This is a genomic window from Streptomyces sp. NPDC046909, from assembly GCF_040644695.1.
Taxonomy (GTDB): Bacteria; Actinomycetota; Actinomycetes; order Streptomycetales; family Streptomycetaceae; genus Streptomyces.
The window spans coordinates 217,242-233,957 of record NZ_JBEYXC010000014.1 but is presented as its reverse complement, the minus strand read 5'-3'; the positions used below and the strand labels follow the sequence as shown (position 1 = coordinate 233,957).

Below are 16,716 nucleotides of genomic sequence, written 5' to 3'. Positions count from 1 at the left end.
GGACCGGCCCCGGATCAGGCGGGGGTGATGTTCTCCGCCTGCGGGCCCTTCTGGCCCTGGGTGATGTCGAAGGTCACCGCCTGGCCTTCCTGGAGCTCACGGAAGCCGGTGGCGTTGATGTTGGAGTAGTGCGCGAAGACGTCGGGGCCGCCGCCGTCCTGGGCGATGAAGCCGAAGCCCTTTTCCGCGTTGAACCACTTGACGGTTCCGCTGGCCATGCTGGTACCTCTCAGTCGATGTCAGAACCGCACCGCGCGGTCCTGGAGGTGATCGCCCTGGTCCGGTACTGCACAGCAAAACGCCCGCACCGGAGCGCGGGCAGGTACTGCGAACCACGACAGCTGGCAGAGACGCTACACGGCGGAGGGGATCATCACCAGAGAGCGACGACAACAACTGCGAACCGGGCGAGGCCAGTTGGTGGACTCAAGGCGGACACGTAGCTCGTCCGGCGACATAGTCCTCCACCACCGACTCGAAGCTCGTGTCGGGCAACAACCCCAGCCCCGCGGCGCGGCGGTTGTCGAAGACCGCGGGCCAGGAGCCCACGACGGCTTCCACCGCCGGGTCAGGGACGACGGTCACGAGGTCGGCGACGGCAGGGCCCGCCACTCTCCGCAGCGTGGCGAGCATGTCGGCCACCGAGACGGTCAGCGCGGGCACGTTGACCGGCGCCGCGCCCTCCACTCGTCCCGGTCCGCTGCCGCCCTCGGCTTCCGCGATCCGCAGCAGCGCTTGGATCGTGGTGCGCGGTGAGGCCAGCGCCACCTTCAGCTCGGGGGTGACCGGGCAGACGGCCGGCTGCCCCGCGAGCGGCTCGCGGATGATCCCGGAGACGAAACCGGACGCGGCCGCGTTCGGCCTGCCCGGCCGGACCGCGACGGTCATCAGCCGGGCCACGCGCCCGTCGACGAGGCCGCGGCGGGTCATGTCCGCGATGAGGTGCTCGCACATCAACTTCTGTGTGCCGTAGCTCGATCGCGGTGCCGGCAGCGTCGCTTCGCTGACCGCTTCCCGGTACTCCCCCGTGGGTGGTCGGCCGTAGACGGCGAGGCTGCTGCTGAACACCACCCGCGCCACCGGCCCGCCGCTCGCCGACTGCGCCCGCGCCGCCTCCAGCAGCGCACGAGTGGCGTCCACGTTGACACGCATGCCGAGGTCGAAGTCGGCCTCGCACTCGGCGGAGACGGCGGCCGCGAGATGGAACACCACGCCCACCGGTTCCGCGAACACCTCGGCGAGACGGTCGGTCAGATCGCCGTCCACCGTCCGCACAAGCGGATCCGCGACCGTCGGGCCATCGGGGCAGGCGACACGGTCCACCAGCACCAGCCTGGTGATCGGTGCCGCGGCGAAGCGCCTCGTCCGCAGGAGTTCCCTCACCAACAGGCGTCCGATGAACCCGGACGCCCCCGTCACGACAACTCGCATCCCATCACTCCCGGGGGCGCAGGACCACTCGATAGTTCTCTCCGCCGTAGAGGGACTCGTAGCGGATCTCCAGGCGCAGACGCCGGGTTATCAGATCGATGAACTCGGCGTGCGCCTGGGGATCGTACGTCTCCACGCTCAGCAGGAACTCCTCGTAGGTGGTGGCGATCGTCTGTGTCTCGGTGAAGGTCATCGCGTAGGGCCATACGGCGAGCCCCTCGCGGGCCCGGTCCGCGCCGGCCTTGTTCCACGCACCGACGACCGTGCCGTCGACCGTCAAGGTACTGCCGACGACGACGGCCGGGCCGAGACCGGCGTTGATGAGCCTGATGCCCGCCTTGTGCCCCTCGGACATGGTCCGCTGCAACTGAAGGATGGGGCGCACCGAGTGGCGGTTGTGCTGCCGTGTCGCGCGCACCTCGTACACCGAGACGGCGAGCGAGGCCACGGCGATCACCACGGCACTCGCCGCGACGACGACCTCCGAGTCCATCCCGGCTGCCCCCTCCGGATCGAAGTCGTGCGGAATCTGCCAGAGTTCGGCCCTACAGGATCGTATGAGACCTACAGGATCTTATGAATCACATGAGAGGAGACAGAGGGCCGTGGATGTGAGCGGGCGGGCCTATCGAGGGCAGGCGTGGGCGGCCAGGGTGGCGCTGGCCGCGGCGGTCCTGGCTGTCCTGGTGCCCCTCGGTTACGGCGGCCTGGACGGTGTGCTGCTTCTGGTGGGCGGCGCCGTCGGTCTGGGGCTCGCCGCGGCGGCGGTGTGGTGGACGCTGACGCTGCGGGGGCCGTTGCGGTGGGCGGCGGGTGTGCTGGCCGTGGCCGTTCCCGCCGGGCTCATCGCGCTGTTCGCCGCCACGCTCTTCTGGGCTCTGCCGGTGTCGTTGGCGCTGTGGGGTCTGGCGGTGTGGAGCGGGCGGTACGCGCTGCGCGGGACCGCCGGCCATCGGGTTCGGGCGAAGGAGCGGCGTACGCCTCCGCCGCGGCGGCCGTTCCTGATCATGAATCCGCGCTCGGGCGGCGGCAAGGTGGACCGGTTCGGGCTCAAGGAGAAGGCCGAGCGGCTCGGCGCGCGGGTCGTGCTGCTCGATCCGGACAACCGGCAGGACGTCACGGCGCTGGCCCGGGAGGCTGTCGCGGAAGGCGCTGATCTGCTCGGTGCCGCGGGCGGCGACGGGACGCAGGCGCTGGTCGCGGCCGTCGCCGCCGAGCACGGCCTGCCGTTTCTCGTGATCAGCGCCGGCACCCGCAACCACTTCGCCCTGGACCTCGGACTCGACCGCGAGGATCCCGCCGCCTGCCTCGACGCGCTCAGCGACGGCGTCGAACTCCGCGTCGACCTCGGCTTCGCCGGTGACCGCCCCTTCGTCAACAACGCCTCCTTCGGCGCGTACGCGGCGATCGTGCAGAGCCCCTCCTACCGCGACGACAAGATCGGCACCAGCCTGGAGCTACTGCCCGACCTCCTCACCGGCCAGCAAGGTGCGCGGCTCGTCGCGCGCGTGGGAGACACCGCCCTCGACTCACCCCAGGCGGTCCTGATCAGCAACAACCCCTACCGGACCGGCGACCCCTTCGAGTTCGGGCGTCGCGACCGGCTCGACACCGGAGCTCTCGGCGTCCTCGGCGTGCGCGTGGACAGCGCCGCCGACGCCGCCGCGCTCCTGTTCGACCCGGACCCCGCCGCGCTCACCGTCCTGACCGCCCGCGAAGTCGTCGTCGAAGCCGACGGTACGGAGGTGGAGGTGGGCCTGGACGGCGAGGCCCTCGTCCTTCCCTCACCGGTGCACTGCCGCATCGCCCCCGGCGCGCTCACCGTCCGCGTCCCTCGCAAGCGGCCGGGGACGGCACGACGCCAACCCCGTCTGGACTGGCGCCGGTTGCGAAAACTGGCGGCGACGGTGGGGCGTACGGCCGCCTCCCGCCACGGCTAGTACGCATATGTGCGGCGCGGCCCCCGTACGTCGGCGACGCTCCACCCGTCTCTATTCGTCGATCACCGACCCGAAGTGGGCGCCGCCGGCGGTGCCGCCGAGCGCGGCGGCCCCGTAGGACCGGGAGCCGTCGGCGAGGAGTCCGTTCCCGCTCGCGGGCAGGATCCAGACGGCGCCGTCGCCGGTGTTCTCGTCGGGTGCGGCGGCCACGAGCTCGGAGCGGCTGTCGCCGTCCGTGTCCACCAGCCGGACCTGGGCGCCCCACCCGTCGCCGGCCTCGGCGGCGCCGGGGATGCCGGGGGTGTTCTGGTCGAAGTACTGGGCGCCGGTGCCGGTCAGCCCCGTCTGCGTGCCGCGCAGCAGCCACACCCCGCCCGCGCCGGGCTCGCCGTCCGCGTCCTCGCCGGGCGCGCCGACGGCCACGTCGGCGAAGCCGTCGCCGTCGACGTCGGCCACCGAGAGGTCGTTGCCCCAGGAGTCGTGGAGCTCTCCCGCGCCGGGGACGTCCGGGGAGTTCTGCGACCACCACTCCGGGGCGACGCTGCCGGGGCCCTCGGCGCCGGAAGGCCCGTCCTCGCCGCCGTAGTAGACACCGATCAGGCCGCCGGGCGCCTCCGCCTCGCCCGTCGTCTCGTCCACGCCGCTGCGCTGGCCGACGACGAGGTCGTCGTAGCCGTCGCCGTTGATGTCGCCGGAGGCGGTGCCCAGGCCGCCGTGCAGGTCGCGGCTGTACGTCAGGCTCTCGGTGCCGCCGGTGTAGAGGGCGGACCAGCCCTTGGTGTAGTCGTCGTCGGGGCTGTATCCGGAGACGACGAGGTCGGCGAAGCCGTCGCTGTCGTAGTCGCCGGTGGTCAGGTAGGCGCCCTGGAGGGTGTGGCCGGTGGAGTGCGGGGTGCCGACCTGGCGCAGGACGCCGGCGTGGTAGGTGAAGACGTTCAGGCCCTGCTGGTCGAGCACGGTGAGCTGGTCGCCGTCGATGTCGCCGGAGAACCTCGCGGCGGCCACCGACAGGCCGAAGCGTGCGTCGGCGGTCGGCTTCGCGGCGGTGACGCCGGCCGTGCGCCCGGTGTCCAGGCCCTGCGCGGATCCGTACAGGACGCTCACCCGGCCCGCGTCCTCGACGGTGCCCTCGTCCTCGCCGGGCGCGCCGACGACCAGGTCGTCGTAGCCGTCGCCGTCGAGGTCGCCGGTGGCGATCGCCTGTCCGAAGCGGTCGCCGAACTCGGAGGTTCCGGGTACGCCCTTGGTGGACTGGCTGACGATCTGGACGCGGCCCTTGGGCACGGTGGTGTTGGTGCCGATGCCGTTCGGGGCGCCGTACTGCACGGTGACGTATCCGGCGCCTTCCTTGCCGTCGACGGTGCCGTCCGGGGCGCCGGTGACGAGGTCGGTGTAGCCGTCGCCGTTGAAGTCGCTGTTGCGGTCGACGGCGGAGCTGCCGCCGGGGACGCCCGCGAACGCGGTGGGCGCGGCCAGGATGCCGGCTCCCGTCAGCAGCAGGAAGGAGGCGGCGGCGACGGCCGACTTCGTGGTGCGGCGGGTGGTGCGCTCGGTGGAGCTCATGTCTGTTTCCCCCGTGGAAGGTTGATGGTCCGTCAGTCGGCTGGTCCGGTCCGACGCGGAGTTCGACACGGGTGGCCCGGCCCGAGTTGTGGGGCCGCGGAGGGCTGTGACACACCGGTGACAACTGTTGCGGAGCGTCGACACGTTGCCGGCCGGTGCCGCTGGGGTTCTCGACTGACCGCTATAGGCGAGGGTCGGCGGCACAAGGGCAGGCGAGTGCTGGAGACTGTGCGGATGCGTTACGACCCCGGCGGACTCCTGTTCGCGGCCCTCGGCCTGGTCCTGGTCGCCGTCGGCTGTGTCTGGCGTGGGCGGGTCCTGCGTCCGCTGTCGGTGAAGCGGGCCGAGGAGGCCGCGGTCCGGGACCGTTCCCGGAACCTGCGCCGTGCCGCGGACATGGCGATCGCCGAGGCGCGCCGCCGGGCCACCCGGGGCGAACCGGCCATCGTCACGGTCGCGGACGTGACCAGGGTGGCGTGCCGGCACTACGGGTACGCCGCTGTGGGGCGGGAGGAGGCAACCGCGGCCCTGCGCCGGCGCTTTGAGGACGCCGACTGCTGGAGGGACTGCATGACCGACGCCTTCGGCTGACCGCGCACTCGACCGGTCAGGCAACCCACCAGGCAACCCAACAGGCACCTGATCATGCGGCCGATCGGGCGCTCGGCTCTCCGACTCGGGGCACCGCAGGAGCAGTTGGTGCCTCGTGACAAAGATGCTGACCGGAGCTGCGTTGTTGTGAGCATGGGGCGGTCGGGGCGGTTGCGCGGTCCTACCGTCCCCTCATGGACACGAGCCGCACCAGAGGAAAGGCCCTTCGGGCGCGGAGTGTCGCGCTGGCGGTGCTGCTGACCGCGGGGGCGTTCACCGGGGCCGCCCCGGACGCCCGGGGCGAGAACGCGCGGACCGAGACGGTCGTGGCGTCGACCAGTCCCGTCACCGGGGTGACCGAGACGCTGGTGCGGGTGCGGGCGCCGCTGCCGGCGTCCTTCGGGGCGCGTCCGGCGGCATGCGACTGGCTGTCGTATCTGCGCTACCGGGCCGCCGACGGACCGGCGGACTCGGCCGGCGCCGACCGGATCCTCGTGGCCCAGCCGGGGATCCTGGAAGGTGCCGGAGCCTTCGACAGCGTCGCCCGCAACACGGTCGCCCGTGCGGCCGAGTCGGGGCGGCACATCGAGTTCTGGGCTCTGGACCGGCGTTCCAACTGTCTGGAGGACCGCACCGGTGTGGCCTCGGGCGACCAGCACACGGCGGTCGACTACTACTACCGGAACAAGGCGGTCGAGGGCCGTACCTTCGACGGGTTCGTCGGCAACGGCGACCTGGGGTGGATGGCGAGGCTCGGTATCGAGCGGACCGTACGCGACGAGTACGAGCTGCTCGCCGCCGAGTTGCCCGACCAGCGCGTGCGCGAGGAGAAGGTGCTGTGCGGCGGGCACTCCCTGGGCGGGGTGATCACCGGGTACTTCGCGACCGCCGACTTCGACGGCGACCCGGCCACCACGGCGGACGCCGGACACCACCAGTGCGCCGGCTACTTCGCGCTCGACACCACCGTCTCCACCTCGCTCGCCGATCTGAGCGGCAGCTTCCCGCAGGACACCAACCTCCCGGACGTGGGCCTCGGTTACGGCGTCGTCCAGGCCGGACTCGACAGCGGGGTGCTGTCGCGCGCCCTGTCCGCGCCGGTGCTCCTGAACCCCGAGACGATGACCCTGCTGGCCATCGCCGGCCTGGGCGCCTTGCGGGACCCGGGCGGTGAGGCGGACCTGCCGCGCTATCTGCCGGCCGACACCGACATCGACGTCACCAACCGCTTCCTGTTCTCCGAGGACACCGCCACCTTCCTCAGCGGCTCCCCCTCGGTGAAGGACTTCCGGCTCACCAACGAGGCGGTCCTCGGCGCGCTGATGGACGACCAGTCCGTACCGCTGGCGTTCCTCCAGAGCAGTGTCGGCTTCTTCGACGGCGGGCCGGTCGTCGACAAGAACTTCCCCGTCGCCAACGGCGGCGCGGGGCAGCCGGCGCTGTTCGGCAGCGAGTACAAGGCCATCCCCGACCAGCCGGACGGTCCGCTCTACACCTGGCGGAACTACGACCGCGTCGGCGCCCCGGACGACCCCGGGTACCGGTCGGCCGACGGGACGCCGTTCACCGACGCGGGCAAGGAGGTCACCGACATCCAGGAGCTGGCCCGCAGCATGGGCGAGCAGCCGCTGGACTTCACCGAGCAGTACTTCCCGACCAAGCTGGTCACCGACCTCGAACTCGCCGGTTCGCCCCAGGTGAAGCGTCTCGTCGTCCACCCGGACGGGCTGACCGCCCACCCGACGCTCACCGTCCTCGCGGGCGACGGACTGCTCGAGGGCCGTGTTCCGGCGGACCTCGACCCCGTGATCGCCGACGGCTACCAGCACCTGGACGTACTCACCGCCGCGGCCGCCCAGAACAACGGCCGCCCCGAGCCCGTCTCCACGAGCCTCACGCAGTTCGCGCGCGACCTCAGTCACCCCAACTAGCCATTCCCCCCACGGAAGAAGGGTCCGGGAGGATGTTCCCTCCCGGACCCTTCGCCGTCGTGGCGGTGGTTCGGTGGTGGCTCAGACCTTGGTCGCGGCGAAGGCCGCCGCCGCGTCGGCGTTCGCGGTGTAGCCGAGGTGGGCGCCCACATCGCCGCCGCCGCTCTGGCAGATCGGGTCACCGGTCGCGCAGAAGTCGATGGTGCGGCTCTGGTAGGTGCCGGTGACGCTCTTGCCGAGGGCGCGGATCGGGTTGCCGAACAGCAGCACCGCGGCGACCTTGGGTTCGAGCGCGGCGGGGATGGTGGCCACGATCGGGCTGCCGACCACCGCGCCCGCGCTGCTGATGCCGATGGAGTTGTCGACGACGTTCGCGCCCTGCGAATAGCCGACGAGAATGAAACGCTGGTTCGGACAGGAAGCGGCCTGGCTGTTCACGTGGTTCACCAGGTTCGTGTTGCCCTGTGCGGCGGAGGTGGGGGAAAGGTCCGCTGGGTAGTCCACCCGATAGCTGGACAGTGATTTGCCGGTGATTTTCCTCTGGAGCGCGGAATACACGGGGTCGCCGACGATGAAGCCGAGTGTGCCCGGCTCGAAGGTGCCGCGTGCCGCGACGACGTCGATGTCCGTGCAGGCCGCGGCCGTGGCCGAGGGGACCGAGACGGTGGCCAGTCCGGCCCCGCCGACCAGAGAGAGTGCGGCGAGAGACAAGCGGATACGCATGGGGATCCTTTGAGGGTGGGGCGCACAAAGCGCCTGCGGAAAGGACATCCCGAACGTATTCGCGTTGTCGTGCCGGGTGTGATGGACGGGAATTCAGGAAACCCCCGTATTTTTGTGCGAAGGTGAGTCGGATTCCCTGGGCCGGATTGCCTATGCGGTGAACGGGTCCTCGTCGTCCCGCAATTCCTCAGCGCGCAGGGCGAGGATGAGGTCCAAACGGGTGCCCGGGTCGTGCAGGGCGGCACCGAAGAGCTTCTCCAGCTGGCGCAGCCGGTAGCGGACCGTCTGCGGGTGGACGTGGAGGCGGGCGGCGACGTCGGGCACGTTGCTGCCGCTCAGCAGCCACGCCAGCAGGGTCTCCGCGAGCCGGCCGCGCGCCCCCTCCGCGACCGTGTCCAGCGGGGCCAGCACCCGTGACCTGAGCTGGGCGAGCATCGGTTCGTCGCCGTGCAGCAGCAGCGTCGACAGATGCTCGGCGCAGCGCACCACGCCCTGCCGGGGCAGAATGCCACGCCCCATCAGGCCGAGCGCCCGGGTCGCCCAGTGCAGCGACCGGGCGGCCTCGGCGAGCGGGACCGTCGGACCGATCGCGGCGGGCCGCCCGCGCAGCGCGAGCGTGAACGCCCGGCCGCCGAAACGGCCGGAACCGTCCGGGTCGGGCACCAGCATCCGCGGCGGCCGCGACTCCATGTCCACCAGCGCCCCCGCCACCGCCAGCGGCCGGTCCGCGTCCCGCAGGTCCGCGCTCGCCGCCAGCGCGACCACCGCGACCTGCCCGGGCACCGACCACCGGGCCCCGTGCGCGAGGTCCTGCACCGCCTCCGCCGCCACCGGCCCCTCCCCGAGCAGCAGATCGAGCAGCCGTCTGCGCCGCCGCTCCAGCTCGTCCCCGCGGCGCAGCTGCGCCTCGGCGTATCCGGCGGCGGCCGCCTCGGCGACCTCGTGGACCGTCCGGAAGGCGAGCTCGCCCAGCGCGGACACCACCGCGGAGTCCAGGCCGAGCTGCTCCGCCGTACGCCCCATCAACCGCCAGGCGTGCAGCCCCCCGACCCGTAACGCGGACTGCAACGCCTCCAGGGCCCGCCCCTCCAAGGCCACCCCGCGACCGAGTTCGTAGTACGTGGCGGTGATCGCGGCGCTCTGGCCGCGCGGATCGGCGATGTGGTCGACGAACAGGGTCAGCGCCTGCACGACCCCGGCTCTCAGATGCATGCGGTACGGCCCGTCGGCGGGCCCGGCGTACTCCGGGACCTGACGGCGTACCTCCTCCTCCACCTCGTCGGCGACGGCCTCCAGCTGGTCGCGCAACAGCTTGGCCAGTTCGGGGGGTACGGGGGTGGCGCGGCGCCCGTCCGGTACGTCGGGCGGCGGGGTGGGGGCGGCCACGGCAGGCCCTCCTTTCACCCGGAAGCGGCTCACCCGCGAGCTGGTGCCCGTGGGGCGAGGGACAAGTCCTGGGTTGGACGGACGTCCCCTGCGCTCCGTTCCGTGCCCCGACGGCACCGGCCTCACTCCGGCACCCCCAGCGCACCGGCGAGCATCGGCCACGACACACCGAACTCCCGCTTCCAGTAGGCCCAGCTGTGCCCTCCGCCCGCGTAGTAGTGGGTCGTCACCGGGACACGCAGCAGGGCGAGCGTGTCGGTGAACGCGTGCGCCGACGGCCACAGCGCGCTCTCCAGCGCCTCCGGCAGCCAGTCACCGGACCCGCCCACCACCCCGCTGCCACTGGACACGTACAGCGCGGTGCCGCGCAGCCCCGCCGCCCGGTCCCGCGGGTTGAAGTCCCGCCAAGTGAGCAGGTTCAGGACCGGGTTGCCCCACAGCGACAGCGGCGCCAGGTTCTCGCGGGCCACGATGGCGTTCATCAGGGCGGGCACGCCGGGTGCCCTGGTGTCGAGGATGCCGCTGTACGAGGCCGCCGCCGCGAACATCCCCGGGTGCCGTGCCGCGTGCGCCATCGCCCCGTAGCCGCCGGTGGAGACCCCGGCGACGACCCGCACCCCGGACGCCCGGTAGTCCCGGCCGAGCAGCGCCGGGACCTCGGTGAGCTGGAACGTCTCGTAGTCCGGCCCGTCCCGCCACGCGGTGGGTATCCCGGTCGGCCCCGCGTCCGGCATCGCCACGATCAGCTCGCGGCCCTCCGTGAACGCCTCGATGTCCGTCTCCCGGGTCCATGACGTGTAGTCGTCGTGGGCACCATGGAGGAGATACAGCACGGGGTACGTCCGACTCGGCTCCGTGGCGAAGGAGGCGGGGAGGATCACGCGCACCGGGCCGGTGCGGCCGAGGGCGGTGGAGGGGAGGGAGACGTCGAGGGTACGGGGGCCGAGTTGGGTGACGCTGGGGGCGGCGGTCGCTGTTTGGCTGGTGGTGGTCCGGCGCCTGGACGTCGAGTGGGTGGCCGCCTCGGCCGTGGCTGTCCCGGTGGCTGTGGCTGCGGCTGCGGCTGTGGCTGCGGCACTGAAGAGAGCGGCCAGGCCGGTGACGGCGGCCGCTCTGGTGACTGCGCGTCGGGTTGGTCCGGTGGTGTCGGGGGACGGCCCATCGGCGCTTGGGGTCATCCCGGTGCTGCGATCGAGCATGGCGGCTCTCCTCGGATCGGGTTCAGCGGTGGTGCTTCGCGAGCACCCGCCGCAGATGGGCGGCGATCTCATCGACATGCGGCGGGTCGAGCAGCGACAGATGGTGTCCCGCGACCCGGACGACGGAGAGGTCCGGGCACACCTCGTCCCACCCGAGCGACGCGTCGTCCCGTTCGTAGGCGGGGTCGCGCACGGTGTGCGGGGCGGGGTCGGTGGCCCGATACAGGAGCACCGGCCCGTCATGGCGGCCCGGCCGGTGGGCCTCGCCGATCCGCAGGTCCAGATAGGAGGACCGCTGGTGTTCGAGAGCGGCCCGCGGCACGTCGGCCGCCTCGCGCAGGGCCCGCAGTACGGTGTCGATGCGCTCGGCGTCGTCTTCCGAGGCGACCAACTCGTCGTACGGCAGCTTCAGTTGGACTCCGTACGTCTCGGCGACGTGACGGGCAAAGCCGGTGAAGTGAGCGCGGATCCGGTCGGCCGGTGTATCCGTGATGTGGGCCAGCGGCCGTACGGAGTCCATGAGCACCACCAGCTCCACATCCCGCCCCGCCGCGGCGAGTTGCCGCGCCGCCTCCTGCGCGACGAACCCGCCGAATGACCAACCGCCCAGCAGACAAGGCCCGTCGGGGTGGGCGGCGGCCACCACTTCCGCGTACCGGCGCGCTTTCTCGCCGACCGTGCGCGCCTCTTCGAGCCGTTCCAGCCCGTACACCGGCCGGTCCCCGCCGAGGCGTTCGACGAGGGGCCGGTAGACGTCGGTCGTGCCGCCGGCGGCGTGGACCAGGAAGAGCGGAGGGTGAGGGCCGGTGGGGTGCAGCGGGTGAAGGGGAGTTCGGGGGCCGGCGGTGAGGGGGGATGAGAGCGGGGAGCTCAGGCCGGCCGGTGGCGTCCGGACGCCTTCGGCCGCCGGCGCACTCCCCTGCAACGCCTGCTCGATGCGGAGGGCCGTGTCCTCCACATTCGTGGCGCCCAGCAGGTCGCGCAGGGGCAGTTCGATGCCGAACTCCCCTTCCAGGGCGGCGCGGATACGCAGAGCCATCAGGGAGTCCAGGCCCAACTCGGCGTAGGCCGTGGCCGGGGTGATGCGAGTCGGCGGGTGCCCGGTGACGGCGGCGATGTGATGGCAGAGGCGGGCGGAGACCGAGGTGTCCGGCGCCGCGAGGTCTCCCGTTGCGGCGTGACCCCCTCCCGGCGCAAGCGCTCCCCCTGCCCGCCCCACCCCCAGCCCCCGCGCCTGAGCCCGCCCATCGGTCCACCAATGCCGCACATGCCGCCACCGCGGCCTGGGCAGATCGGCGACGCGGCCGGGCGGCAACGGCAGGCGTACCCCGGCGGTGTGGAGCGTGCCGAGCCGGGTCAGGAAGTCGGCGGAGCTGTCGGCATCGCGGTGGAGGGTGCCGAGGGCGAGGGAGCCGGGGGCGGTGTCCGTGATGGCCCTGGCGAGGACCGGGTGCGGGGAGATTTCGACGAAGGCGGTGTGGCCGTCGGCGGCGGCAGCGGCGACGGCCCGGTCCAGGCGTACGGGCCACCGCAGGTTGGCGACCCAGTGCGCGGCGTCGAAGACGCAGTCGCCTCGCGGGTCGTCCAGCACGGTGGAGTAGACGGGGATACGGGGCCGCCCGCCCCGGATGCCCGCCAGGGAGTCGGCCAACTCGGCCAGCAGCGGCTCCACTTGAGGGGAGTGCCCGGCCCCGACCACCCGCATCGCGCGCGCGACCCGCCCCTCCCCCTCCAGCCGGTGCACGAGCCGGGACACAGCGGCATCCTCCCCGGTGACCACCTTCTGGCCGGGCGAGGAGTGCACGGCGACATGGACACCGGGGAAGTCCCGTGCCAGCGCGCCGAGTTCACTGTCGTCGAGGTCGACCACCGCCATCGACCCGCCCCGCAGTCCGCTGAGCAGCCGGGCCCGTACGGCGACCACGCGGGCCGCGTCCGACACGTCCAGCCCGCCCGCGCACACCGCGGCGGCGACCTCGCCCAGGGAGTGGCCGATGACGGCGACGGGCTCGACACCGTACGCCCGCCACAGCTCGGCCAACGCCAACTGAAGTCCGAAGAGCACAGGTTGGGCGACTTCAAGACGGTCGAGGTCGCCGCCAGTGGCCAGGTGCTCGGCGAGGGAGAACCCCCACTCGGGGGCCAGTTGCCCGTCGAGTTTCTCCACGGCCGCGGCGAAGGCCGGTTCCTCGACCAGCAGCCGCCGTCCCATGCCGGCCCACTGGCTGCCGTACCCGGAGAAGACCCACACCGGGCCGCGCCCGACGAGATCCCGTTCCCCGGTGCTGACGCGCGGATGCGGTCGTCCCGCCGCCACCGCACGTAATCCATCTGCCAGTTCGGCGCGGTCACCGGCGACGATCGCGGCTCGTGCCGGCCCCCGCCCCGTCCGTCCGGCGAGCGTGCGGGCCGTGTCGGCGGGGTGCGTGGCACTTCCCTCGGGCGTGCCGAGCCAGTCCGCCAGCCGGCCCGCGGTGTCACGGATCCGGGCGGTGTCTGCGTCGGAGAGGAGGTGGAGGCGGGCGGGGGGTTCCTCGGCCGGGGGCGGGAGGAAGGCGCCGGGGCGCCATTCCTCCAGTACGGCATGGGCGTTGGTGCCGCCGAACCCGAATCCGGAGACGCCGGCGGTGGCCGTACCGCCGTAGCGGGGCCAGGGTTCGGCCTCCGTCACGACCCGCAGCCGTGTGTCGTCGTCCAGGGCGCTGCCTTCGGCGCAGTGCAGCGAGGGCGGGATGCGGTCGTGGTGGAGGGCGAGCACCGTCTTCACCAGACCGGCGATGCCCGCGGCGGACTCCAGGTGGCCGAGGTTGCCCTTGACCGAGCCCAGGAGCAGCGGCTGGTCGGGGTCGCGGCCGGTGCCGAGCACGGCGCCGAGCGCGCCCGCCTCGATCGGGTCGCCGAGCGGGGTGCCGGTGCCGTGGGCCTCGACGTGGTCGATGTGCGCGGGGGTGAGTCCGGCGCGCACGTAGGCCGTCGCCAACAGGGCTTGCTGGGCGGCCGGGTTGGGGGCCAGGAGGCCGTTGGAGCGTCCGTCGGAGTTGACGGCGGTGGCGCGGATGACGGCGAGGACGCGGTCGCCGTCCCGCTCGGCGTCGGACAGCCGCTTCAGCAGTACGGCCGCGCAGCCTTCGCCGCGGCCGATGCCGTCGGCCGCCGCCGAGAACGGCTTGCACCGCCCGTCGGGCGCGAGGGCCCCCGCCCGCCGGAACGCGACCGTCACCGTGGGTGAGAGCAGCACATTCACCCCGGCGGCGATCGCCAGGTCGCTCTCGCCCGTGCGCAGGCTGACACACGCGTGGTGCACCGCGACCAGCGACGACGAACACGCGGTGTCGACGGCCATGCTCGGCCCACGCGTGTCCAGGACGTACGCCACCCGTCCCGCCGCCACGCTCAACGCCCCGCCCGCCGGAGCCCACGGGTCGACGGCCTCGGGCTCGGCACCCGTGAGCTGGCCGTACTCGGGAGCCGAGACCCCCACGAAGACTCCGGTAGAGGTTCCGGCGAGGGACGCGGCCGGGACAGCGGCGTGATCGAGGGTCTCCTGAACCACCTCCAGGAGCATCCGCTGCTGCGGGTCCATCACCACGGCCTCGCGCGGAGTGATGCGGAAGAAGTCCGCGTCGAACCCGGCGATGTCGTCCAGATAGCCGCCGTACGGGAGCGCGTCGGCGGGCGGATACGGCGTGAAGTCCCGCCACCGGTCCTCCGGGACCCGCCGAATCGCGTCGACGCCGTCGAGCAGCAACCGCCAATAGTCCGCCGGGCCGTGCACGCCCCCGGGGAGCCGGCAGCCGACCCCGACGACCGCGATCGGATCGGCGGACTCGGGTACGGGGGCCGTTGGCGCAGGGGCCGCATCGGCCTCCGGAGCGGCGTCCGCCGCCGCACCGCACACCCGCGCCACCAGCGCATCCCCCGTGGCCGCCTCCCACAGCAGCGTCGCCGGCAGGTCGAGCCCTGTGGCCCGGGCCAACTCCCCCGCCAGCGCGACCGCGTCCCGCGAGGACATCCCGAGATCCGCGAGCGGCAGGTCCATCGGCACCTCCCCGACCGCGATCCCGCTCCAGCCGGCCACTCTCTCGGCGATCAGCCGCCGCAGCTCACCTTCTCCCACGCCCGCGACCCTCATCCCACGGCCCCGGCCGCATAGGCGCCCGCGAGGTAGCGCTCCCGGGTCAGCGCCCGGGACACCTTTCCGCTGGAGGTACGCGGCACCGTGCCCGGCGCGACGAGCACCACGTCGGAGAGCCGCAGCCCGTGCCGGGCGGAGACGGCCGCACGCACGGTCCGTACGAGGGCCGGTACGTCGATGTCGGCGAGGGGCACGTTCCGTACGTGCTCCGCGACGACGACCACCCGTTCCCCGGAGCCGCCCTGGACGCCGAACGCGGCGAGCCGGTCGCGTCGTACGGCCGGATGCGCGTCCTGGGCGGTGGCCTCGACGTCCTGCGGGTAGTGGTTGCGTCCGTCGACGACGATGAGGTCCTTCAGCCGCCCGGTGACGACCAACTGCCCGTCCAGGACGGTCCCCAGGTCGCCGGTGCGCAGCCATGTCCCGCCGCGCCCGGTCGCGGCACCCGCACCCGCATCGGCATCGGCATCGGCATCGGCGAATACGGCTCCGAAGACGCCCTGGGTCTCGCGCTCCTGATTCCGGTAGCCCCGCCCCACGTTGGGACCCTGGACCCAGATCTCGCCGACCTCCCCCTCCTCCAGCGCGACCCGCGTCACCGGATCGACGATCCGCACCCGCTGACCCGCCGGTGTGCCGCAGCCGACCAGCAGCACGGCTCTCGGATCGTCGGGCCGCGCGGGCAGCGCCTTTCCGGCGGCCAGGGCGTCACGGTCGAGCGCGAAGCGGCCGAACGGCTTCCCGGGTCGTGCGGCACTGACGAAGACGGTCGCCTCGGCCAGCCCGTACGACGGACAGTGCGTCTCCGGGACGACTCCCTGCGCGGCGAACGCACCGTGAAAACGGTCCGCCGTACCCGCACGGACCGGCTCGCTGCCGTTGATCAGGGCGAACACGCCGTCCAGCCGCAGGTCGGCCTTCTGTGCCTCGGTGACCGTCGAAGCGCAGTAGTCATACGCGAAGTTGGGCGCCGCACTGAGCGCGCGCTGGTGCGTGGCGAGCAGCCGCAGCCAGCGCACCGGCTCGTGCAGAAACGCCACCGGATCCATGAGCACCGACAGCAGCCCCCGCACCACCGGCGCCGCGACACTCAGCACGAGCCCCATGTCGTGGTACAGCGGCAGCCAGCCGACGCAGGTCACCGGGTGGGTGTCGGCACCGTAAGCGGCCAGTGCCTGGCGGGCGTTGGCGACGACGTTGGCGTGGGTGATCTCCACCCCGGCGGGTGTACGGGTCGAGCCGGAGGTGTACTGGAGATACGCGACCGCCTCGGCGTCGGGCGGCACGGATGCCCGCCAGCCGTCGGCGGCGGCATCGGGCACCTGGTCCACGGCGATGACCTTCGTCTGTGCATTCGCGCATAACTCGCTTACCTCAGCAAGGTGATGACTGGTCGTCACCACGACAGACGGGCTCGCGTCGGTCAGGACCGCCGAGAGCCGGTCGCCCTGCCCCGGCAGTCCCGGCGGATACAGCGGTACGGCCACCAGCCCGGCGGCGAGCGCCCCGAGGAAGGCGGTGACATAGTCCGTCCCCTGCGGACACAGGAGCGCGACCCGCGACCCGGGCTCCGTCTCGGCGGCGAGCCGGGCGGCCACGGCCCGTATCCGCAGGTCCAGTCGGCGCCAGGTCAACGTGCGGTGGACGCCACGGGAGTTCGGCGCGGGATGGTCGACGAAGGTGAGTGCTCTGCGGTCGGGGGTGGTCTCGGCCCAGTGCCGTACGTACTCCGGGAGGGTCCGGAACGCGGGCGCGAGTGCGGGGCGGCGGTTGTCCATGGGGGGTGGGTTCCTCACGGCGCGGGGGTGGTTGGCGGT

12 protein-coding genes are annotated in these 16,716 nt (G+C 72.7%); 3 read left to right on the top strand and 9 right to left on the bottom strand.

What is annotated here, in order from left to right:
- Positions 1-14 precede the first annotated feature (14 nt).
- The 3 genes from ABZ928_RS37965 to ABZ928_RS37955 form a co-directional block, all read right to left on the bottom strand.
- Entirely contained in the window at positions 15-218 is a 204-nt protein-coding gene (locus ABZ928_RS37965; protein ID WP_037622929.1) for a cold-shock protein, read from the bottom strand.
- Between the two features lie 208 nt (positions 219-426).
- A complete protein-coding gene (denD, locus tag ABZ928_RS37960; protein ID WP_361528970.1) occupies positions 427-1,431 on the bottom strand; it encodes a D-erythronate dehydrogenase in 1,005 nt (334 codons plus the stop codon).
- Between the two features lie 4 nt (positions 1,432-1,435).
- Complete coding sequence (locus ABZ928_RS37955) at positions 1,436-1,924, bottom strand: hypothetical protein (RefSeq protein WP_361528967.1); 489 nt, start codon at positions 1,922-1,924, stop codon at positions 1,436-1,438.
- A 64-nt stretch (positions 1,925-1,988) separates the two neighbouring features.
- On the opposite strand from ABZ928_RS37955, the gene ABZ928_RS37950 reads away from it, so the two are divergent.
- On the top strand, positions 1,989-3,371 hold the full coding sequence (locus ABZ928_RS37950) for a diacylglycerol kinase family protein (protein WP_361528964.1): 1,383 nt from the start codon (positions 1,989-1,991) through the stop codon (positions 3,369-3,371).
- Positions 3,372-3,422: 51 nt separating this feature from the next.
- On the opposite strand, the gene ABZ928_RS37945 is transcribed toward ABZ928_RS37950, so the two are convergent.
- The gene (locus ABZ928_RS37945; protein WP_361528961.1) at positions 3,423-4,934 is read right to left on the bottom strand and encodes an FG-GAP and VCBS repeat-containing protein; all 1,512 of its coding nucleotides are present in this window, start codon (positions 4,932-4,934) and stop codon (positions 3,423-3,425) included.
- A 234-nt stretch (positions 4,935-5,168) separates the two neighbouring features.
- On the opposite strand from ABZ928_RS37945, the gene ABZ928_RS37940 reads away from it, so the two are divergent.
- Together ABZ928_RS37940 and ABZ928_RS37935 are read left to right on the top strand one after the other, a co-directional pair.
- Positions 5,169-5,525 (top strand): hypothetical protein, encoded by a 357-nt coding sequence (locus tag ABZ928_RS37940; RefSeq protein WP_361528958.1) that lies wholly within the window; start codon positions 5,169-5,171, stop codon positions 5,523-5,525.
- Positions 5,526-5,719: 194 nt separating this feature from the next.
- Positions 5,720-7,456, top strand: a complete 1,737-nt coding sequence (locus tag ABZ928_RS37935) for a hypothetical protein (protein ID WP_361528955.1) — start codon at positions 5,720-5,722, stop codon at positions 7,454-7,456.
- A gap of 81 nt (positions 7,457-7,537) precedes the next feature.
- On the opposite strand, the gene ABZ928_RS37930 is transcribed toward ABZ928_RS37935, so the two are convergent.
- From ABZ928_RS37930 to ABZ928_RS37910, 5 genes are all read right to left on the bottom strand, one after another.
- Complete coding sequence (locus ABZ928_RS37930) at positions 7,538-8,179, bottom strand: cutinase family protein (protein ID WP_361528952.1); 642 nt, start codon at positions 8,177-8,179, stop codon at positions 7,538-7,540.
- Positions 8,180-8,329: 150 nt separating this feature from the next.
- Positions 8,330-9,565: a helix-turn-helix domain-containing protein gene (locus ABZ928_RS37925; protein WP_361528949.1), complete on the bottom strand. Its 1,236-nt coding sequence runs from the start codon at positions 9,563-9,565 to the stop codon at positions 8,330-8,332.
- A gap of 122 nt (positions 9,566-9,687) precedes the next feature.
- A complete protein-coding gene (locus tag ABZ928_RS37920) occupies positions 9,688-10,764 on the bottom strand; it encodes an alpha/beta hydrolase family protein (protein WP_361528946.1) in 1,077 nt (358 codons plus the stop codon).
- 22 nt (positions 10,765-10,786) lie between these two features.
- Positions 10,787-14,896 (bottom strand): beta-ketoacyl synthase N-terminal-like domain-containing protein, encoded by a 4,110-nt coding sequence (locus ABZ928_RS37915; RefSeq protein ID WP_361528943.1) that lies wholly within the window; start codon positions 14,894-14,896, stop codon positions 10,787-10,789.
- Positions 14,893-16,677, bottom strand: coding sequence for a fatty acyl-AMP ligase (locus tag ABZ928_RS37910; RefSeq protein WP_361528940.1), 1,785 nt, complete (start codon positions 16,675-16,677; stop codon positions 14,893-14,895). Before ABZ928_RS37910 ends, ABZ928_RS37915 begins: the two co-directional genes overlap by 4 nt.
- Between the last annotated feature and the right edge of the window lie 39 nt (positions 16,678-16,716).